This is a genomic window from Arthrobacter sp. 10T425, assembly GCF_056393985.1.
In genome coordinates this window covers 1-5,923 of the sequence record NZ_JBFTGZ010000028.1, presented here as the reverse complement: position 1 = coordinate 5,923, position 5,923 = coordinate 1, and the positions used below count along the sequence as shown (strand labels likewise).

The following is a 5,923-nucleotide window of genomic DNA, read 5'->3' as shown; positions in this document are numbered from 1 at the left end:
CCAGCAGCAGACCGCGGCCCAACTTACGGAACGGCGAGCGGCAGCCCTGGCTCAAGCGCTTGAAGCCAGAAGGCTCATGGACAGCTCTTTCCCGACCCCACAGCAACCAGGCAAGGGACCGAAGCCAGGGCAATTCCCCGCAGCGAAGCGCCCTGTCAGCGAACGCCGGCCAGACCGCGGATTCGAACGGTAACGCCACGAGCTGCCGCGCAACGCTCCGCGTTCCTTGCCCCCGGAATGTTATGGACAGAGGCCCTCATATAGTGGCCGTATGGCCGCACCTCTCCCCGCACACGAAGAGAAATACATCCGAAGCTACGTCGAAGCTGAGTCCCGAAATGCTGACGACCCAAACGACCCGGACACCAAAGTCACGCTGGTGCAGAAGGTCAGCAGCTATCGGCTAATTGGGACCGACTACGACGTCGCTGTGAGTCTCCAGCACGATTACAACGCGACGGAGTGGGATGCCGAGATGCTTCTCGATGCGACCGCGCATGTCCTCCAGATGTATTCAACAGCCATCATCAAGGTCAAGAGGAAGCCACCGCGTCGGTGCCCGAGATGCAGCTCTTATCGTCTCGTAACGGATGGCGACATTGCGGAGCGAGGCGGCGAGCGGGGGTGGCTCCAGGCGGAGGTGTGCTCAGCGTGTGAATACAGAGGCCCTGAGTCCTTCAGCGCATGGGTGACTGTGTCAACCTGAATGGAGCCCACCGGGACGGCCCGAACGGTACCCACCAGACCGACTCGCCCCCGGCATCGGACGCTGCGCGCCACGCGGCCGCTGGATTTTGTCTGCCAGTTGACTTATTGACAACTGGGCCGCTGCCGGTTGCACTTAGCGCATGGCATCTCGAGAGACTGAGGGGAAGCTCCGGGTCGCGGACGGTCTGGTGGTCATAGCTCTCGGCGTGGTTTCCCTCCTTACGATTTGGAGAAACGCCCCTGATGCATGGTTCGGAATCCTCCAGAGCCTCATGGCGGCTTTGCTGATTGCTTGGGGTGGAGTGATTCTGGTGGGCAAGACCAGGGCCGGGAGACTTGTGCGGACGCGTCGACGGTCGAGATATTTCACGCTCATCGGGGTCGTCTTGGCGACCATCATCGCGATTGTCGTCAGCACCTCCATCAGCACGGAGCGTCAGGAGGCCAACCCGGCTGCGGGGTTGTTGCCGGCCATCATAGGTTTGTTGGTTGCCCAGCTGTATGAACAGGAAAGGGCTGCTCAGCTAAAGGCATCGGACCTCAGCGATCGTGACGCCGGCGTATGGAAAAGGATCGCCCTTGCTGGTGCTCTCGTGGGAATCGTTCTCGGTGGCCTCTCCGGCGTCACGTTGGCGGCTGGCGACAGCGGCACTGGTTTTTTTCTCCTGCCGGTGGCGCTGCTTTTCCTGGTCTTGGCTGCGGCGATCTGGATAATGCTGAGGTCAAGGACCAGGCAGTTGCGGGCCAAACCGTAGGCTAACTGCGAGGTGGAAGGCACTATGCCCTGTGGGAGCAGATCGCTAACGACGACGATGATTTTGAGGCCGTCCCGGCAGAGTAGAGGGCAAAGCCCACACGATAATGTCAGTCGACAGTCGGTCGTCATGCCTGCTGCGCGGCCTATTGACCCCGAGGACCTTGCGGCTCCAGTGTGCTGCGGCGGAACCCTGAGCGTGGCGCTCCACCGTCAGTTGGTGCTTGGTTTCAGGTCGCTGTGATGGCTTGATGGTGTGTGTCTCGGACTTCGGTGACAAGCAGTGGGAGGAGAACAAGCATTGACTCTATTTAGAGGGCATAGAACCTTGAGGATCGTTGTGATTGGAATCCTCGCGGTCATCATCTGGGGCTTCGTGGGGTTCCTGATAGGCGGATGGCCACAGGCGCTTCTTTTTGGTTTTGTCGCAGGCCCAATAATGGCAGGCTTTGCCATCCTTCCCGTCGTGATGAAGTCGAAGTCTGGGCCTCCACAGCGGCGCGAATAGGCGGCGACTGCATCACTGTCTAGAGCGACCATGCCCACACGATAATGTCCGTTATCGTGTGCACATGACCCAGGGACCGATCAGCACAACGGCCGGGAACCAGCACCGGCACGGGCGCATCATCGCCGCGTGGCAGCTGGCGCAGAGCTCCCCGCACACCCTCCGTGCCTACACCCGGAGCATGGCCGGCTACTGTTCCTGGCTCGATGCCAGGGCACTGGACCTGCTGGACGTGAAACGCCCCGTCATCGACGGCTACCGTCACAGCCTGACCGGGGCGCCGGCCACCGTGGCAGCGATTCTGGCGGCCCTCTCGAGCTTCTACCGCTACGCGCTCTCCGCTGAGCTGATCTCATCCAACCCCGTCGAGCTGATCAAGCGCCCCAAAGTGGATTTTGACCATTCCAACACGCAGGGGCTGAGCAAAGACCAGGCAAAGGCGTTGCTGGCGGCCGCGCGGGCTGACGGCCCGCGCTCCCACGCCCTGGTGAGCCTGCTGCTGTTCACCGGGGTCCGGCTCAGTGAGGCGCTGAACGCCGGCACGACGGATTACGGCCACGACACCGGCCACCGGACCCTGTGCATCCGGCGGAAAGGTGGGAAGGACGCCAAGGTGGCCGTGCCGGCCCCCGCTGTGGAAGCCCTCAACACGTACCTGGGGGCTACGGGACGTGAGCTCGCGGCCGGCACCGCAGGTGCCGGCCTGCCGATCTTCACGACGGCCACGGGCAGGCGCTGGAATCCTTCCGAGGCGTTCCGCACCGTGAAACGGCTGGCGCGTGTTGCTGGTGTTGAGGGGCAGATCAGCCCTCACTCGCTCCGGCACACGTTCGCCACTATCGCTCTGGATGCAGGGACCACCCTGCATGACCTCCAGGACAGTATGGGACACGCTGACCCGCGCACCACACGCCGCTACGACAGGGCGCGGCACACGCTGGCAAAAGCAGCAGGATACGACGTGGCACGGGCGCTGGCCTGACGGCTAACGACGCGCTAGCAGACGGCGCCACAGAGGGGCAGAATTCGGCCGGCCCTTTGTCGTGTCCATGGTGGCTTGGTCAGGCTTGTTCACCGCTAAATCGGTGAGCAAGCCAGGAGCAGCCACGGGTTGTTCAGTGGACGTGCTCAGTGCGTGTTCAGGGGATTGCTCAGGTTTTCCGGTGCCAGCCTCAATCATGCGGAGAGCACGGCGTAGGTCTTGCACGTTATCCAGATATGACGCGGCCAAACGCTCCGCATTGTCCGCCCTGATGCGTTCCTCCCGAAGAGCTTGCTCAAGCTTGCTCACCTGTTCAGCACTGGCTGTGTTGGCTTGCTCAGTGGCCGTGCTCTGACTGTGCTCAGTGGACGTGCTCAGAGCACGTCCACTGGACGCGCTGGCACGCTCAGGAGGTGGCGCAGAAACGCTCAGACCTGCCGCCAACAGATCCTCCAGAGGAAACCGCCATGCCTTAGAGGTGTCCTTATAGGCGTTGGGAAACTTGCCGGCGTCGAGGTAGCGCCGAAGTGTGGAGCGGCTGGCTCCTGTGCGCTGGACGGCTTCCGTGAGCGTCCAGGCGGGGCGGCTGGGGGTCACTTCTTTGACCGCTTAATCGAGTTGCCCGTATGCGTTTTGTACATGAGCTTGTTGGTCCGCTTGTCTCGGCAGGGAGAGCGTCGCCCCGCTTTGCACACTGGGCATTCTTCCGCGTTTTTGTCCGGCCATCGCTGGGGGACACGGATCATGGTTCCGCCCATTGACGTTCCGGTTTGATTGTTCCTCGCCATGTTTCCCACGGTACGGGGGAGTGCCGGCCTTTCATGGGCCGCTATCCGCGCCACGCCGTTAAAAGCGGAATCCCCGCCAGCGCCAACCAGCAGGGATACCTTGAAATCGTTCTATCGAATAAGGAAAGACTATCAACTGCGCCAACGGTTGAGTAGAAAACGCGGTAAAAGAGCTGAGCCGCGTGTTGCCTGCAACGGCAACGAACCCCAAACTCTAGGGCCCCTGGGCCGGTACGCGGGTTAGAGCCGCCTCTACAGTCGAGCCTTGCGGCAGGGTGTTTCACCGGGTTGAGCAATCCCCGGAATCGAAGGAGTGCCAGCGCCTACAGCAGAGCCCTACGGGGACTGCCAGATCGCAAGGCATATGCCGCCACTGTGTAGAAGTAATACCCTCACCTTGCGAGCTACTTACGTAGCCAACCGACAACCGACCGTCCGACCGACGCGGTGTCAACGCTTGCCCTGATTTAGTTCAAGGCAAGCCCCTGCCCTCCTCCCTCCCCTTCCTCCCTCTGCGGTGTCCGGTTCTGAAGAACCGTTCCTAAGCTCCAGCCAGCGAACGGGCAGGCAGCCAGAGGCTGCCTCTCCTCTACTAATCCCTCTGCAAATCTGCGCAGGCGAGTGGAGCCAGGTGACCCCTAGGTGAAGGGGCCACGAGAGAACGTGCCGAGTAGCCGGCTGCCGCCCGCTTACTCAGACATAGCGCGAGCCTACTAGTCGGGCGGTGCCCCCGGTCAGCTTCCGGAACAGGTGCGTTGCGTGGCCCTGGTCGGGCCACGATGGTGGACCTGCGGCCCACGCCCGCTTGGTTCCAGGTCTCGCAGAGCTCGCCCTGAAACACTGCGCGTGCCCCTGTTCCCGTGTGGGTTCTGTTCCTCCGCTGTCGGACCACCCGGAAACGATGCAAGGTATGATTGCCGTAACGCTACGGTCGCTGGGCGACCTTCTCGTTTCGGCAATCCCTTGCCCTGCGGGGCTGGCCACCCGCTGCGCGGATGGCTGCTTCCGCGGGTTCCCCGTCGGAAGGTCTCGTCATGTCTGACTCGTCTAGTTGGTTCCGTCGCTGGTCGCAGCCGGCCGCATCGCCGGCCCCCGCAGCGGAGCCGGCAGTGTCGCAACCAGCAGAGCCGGAACCCGACGCGCCGGCGGGTCCGCGCGGGGATCGGACCAAGACCGTGGCCGTGCGTCTGACCCCGGACGAGCACGCTGCGTGGGTTGCCGCGGCTGCTGCCGAGGGGCGTGGGCAGATGGGCCGGTGGGTGCGCGAGACCGTCACCGCGCGGCTGGAGAACCGGCCCGTCGCGGCCCCGGTCAGTCAGGCGCGGGAGATGCGTGCCGAGCTGGCCCGGACGGGATCGAACCTTAACCAGATCGCCAAAGCGTTGAACATTGCCGCGCTCGGTGGTGCGGCGGCACCGGAGCTCCAGGAGATTACCCGGAGCCTGGACGCGGCGCGAGAGCTGCTCGGGTCGGTCCGGGATGAGCTGAGGGGCCGATGATTGCCAAGATCACCCGAGGTGAAAGAGCCGGCGATATCGCGGCGTACCTGCACGGACCAGGGAAAGCCAACGAGCACGAATACACGGCCGGGAACGTACGGCATTCCGGTGGAATCGTGATCGGCGGGAATCTTGGCCGGGAGGGCCACACTGACGGGGCGAGCTGGGCTGCGGATCTGCGCGAGGCCGCCGGCACCCGGCCTGACATCAGCAAACCGATCTGGCAGGTCTCGCTGCGGACCGCGCCAGGGGACCGCCGGCTCAGCGACCAGCAATGGCAGGACGCGGCCACGATCATGGCCGAGCGCATGGGCTACGAGGAACATCCCTGGGTGATGGTGCGCCACGGGGAAGACCATGTACACATCGTGGTTAGCCGGGTCAGCGACAACGCCCAGGTCTGGCACGCCCGCCAGGACTTCCGGGCTGCCCAGAGCGCCGCCACCGCGCTGGAAAAGCACTTCGATCTCATCCAAGCACCACGGCAAAAAACACCAGGGCGTGCACGGAGCAGCCAGAAGGCCATCGTCGAGAACCAGCAGCAGACCGCGGCCCAACTTACGGAACGGCGAGCGGCAGCCCTGGCTCAAGCGCTTGAAGCCAGAAGGCTCATGGACAGCTCTTTCCCGACCCCACAGCAACCAGGCAAGGGACCGAAGCCAGGGCAATTCCCCGCAGCGAAGC

6 protein-coding genes are annotated in these 5,923 nt (G+C 63.4%); 5 read left to right on the top strand and 1 reads right to left on the bottom strand.

The window, feature by feature from the left end; genetic code table 11:
• Window positions 1–271: 271 nt before the first annotated feature.
• The 3 genes from AC1DDH_RS20315 to AC1DDH_RS20305 all read left to right on the top strand — a co-directional run bounded on the left by AC1DDH_RS20315 (window position 272) and on the right by AC1DDH_RS20305 (window position 2,952).
• Complete coding sequence (locus AC1DDH_RS20315) at window positions 272–706, top strand: hypothetical protein (RefSeq protein ID WP_476956187.1); 435 nt, start codon at window positions 272–274, stop codon at window positions 704–706.
• Between the two features lie 142 nt (window positions 707–848).
• A complete protein-coding gene (locus tag AC1DDH_RS20310; RefSeq protein ID WP_476956186.1) occupies window positions 849–1,463 on the top strand; it encodes a hypothetical protein in 615 nt (204 codons plus the stop codon).
• 571 nt (window positions 1,464–2,034) lie between these two features.
• On the top strand, window positions 2,035–2,952 hold the full coding sequence (locus AC1DDH_RS20305; protein WP_476956185.1) for a tyrosine-type recombinase/integrase: 918 nt from the start codon (window positions 2,035–2,037) through the stop codon (window positions 2,950–2,952).
• Window positions 2,953–2,955: 3 nt separating this feature from the next.
• Here the strand turns inward: AC1DDH_RS20305 and AC1DDH_RS20300 are convergent, their stop codons facing one another.
• Window positions 2,956–3,549 (bottom strand): helix-turn-helix transcriptional regulator, encoded by a 594-nt coding sequence (locus AC1DDH_RS20300; RefSeq protein ID WP_476956184.1) that lies wholly within the window; start codon window positions 3,547–3,549, stop codon window positions 2,956–2,958.
• Window positions 3,550–4,849: 1,300 nt separating this feature from the next.
• On the opposite strand from AC1DDH_RS20300, the gene AC1DDH_RS20295 reads away from it, so the two are divergent.
• The gene (locus tag AC1DDH_RS20295) at window positions 4,850–5,239 is read left to right on the top strand and encodes a plasmid mobilization protein (protein ID WP_476956183.1); all 390 of its coding nucleotides are present in this window, start codon (window positions 4,850–4,852) and stop codon (window positions 5,237–5,239) included.
• On the top strand, window positions 5,236–5,923 hold a 688-nt coding region (locus tag AC1DDH_RS20290; RefSeq protein ID WP_476956182.1), incomplete at its 3' end, for a relaxase/mobilization nuclease domain-containing protein. The genes AC1DDH_RS20295 and AC1DDH_RS20290, both read left to right, overlap by 4 nt.

Coding starts and splice junctions, on each gene's coding strand:
- AC1DDH_RS20315 (WP_476956187.1), top strand. CDS start 272: ATGGCCGCACCTCTCCCCGCACACGAAGAGAAATACATCCGAAGCTAC.
- AC1DDH_RS20310 (WP_476956186.1), top strand. CDS start 849: ATGGCATCTCGAGAGACTGAGGGGAAGCTCCGGGTCGCGGACGGTCTG.
- AC1DDH_RS20305 (WP_476956185.1), top strand. CDS start 2,035: ATGACCCAGGGACCGATCAGCACAACGGCCGGGAACCAGCACCGGCAC.